The 356-nt window shown below is 73.0% G+C and carries 1 protein-coding gene; it reads right to left on the bottom strand.

Annotation, left to right across the window (positions count from 1 at the left end; all coding sequences use genetic code 11):
• Positions 1 to 356, bottom strand: a 356-nt coding sequence (locus IE312_RS41645) for an alpha-hydroxy-acid oxidizing protein (RefSeq protein ID WP_229900392.1), incomplete at both ends; no start/stop codon positions are given.

Raw genomic sequence — 356 nt, 5'->3', positions numbered from 1 at the left:
CCTGACGGCCGCCGTGGTTGGAGACCACCACGCCGTCCATGCCGGCGTCCGCGGCGAGCCGGGCGTCGTCCGGATGCAGTACGCCCTTCAGGACGATCGGCCCGTCCCAGTGCGCACGCAGGAAGGCCAGGTCGGGCCAGGTGTGGCCGGCGTCCCCGAACAGTCCGAGGAAGTGCAGCACCGCCGCGTTCGGGTCCTCGTGCACCGGCTTGGCGAGGCCGGCCCGGAACGCGGGGTCGGTGAAGTAGTTGGCGGTGCCCACGCCGTGCACGAACGGCAGGTACGCCTGGTCCAGGTCGCGGGGCCGCCAGGCCAGCAGCGGGGTGTCCAGCGTGACGACCAGCACCGAGTAGCCG

Origin of the sequence: Streptomyces capoamus (assembly GCF_014654935.1) — a bacterium.
GTDB lineage: Bacteria > Actinomycetota > Actinomycetes > Streptomycetales > Streptomycetaceae > Streptomyces > Streptomyces capoamus.
Note: the sequence above shows the minus strand (reverse complement) of the source record. Positions and strands in the feature narration are given on the sequence as shown.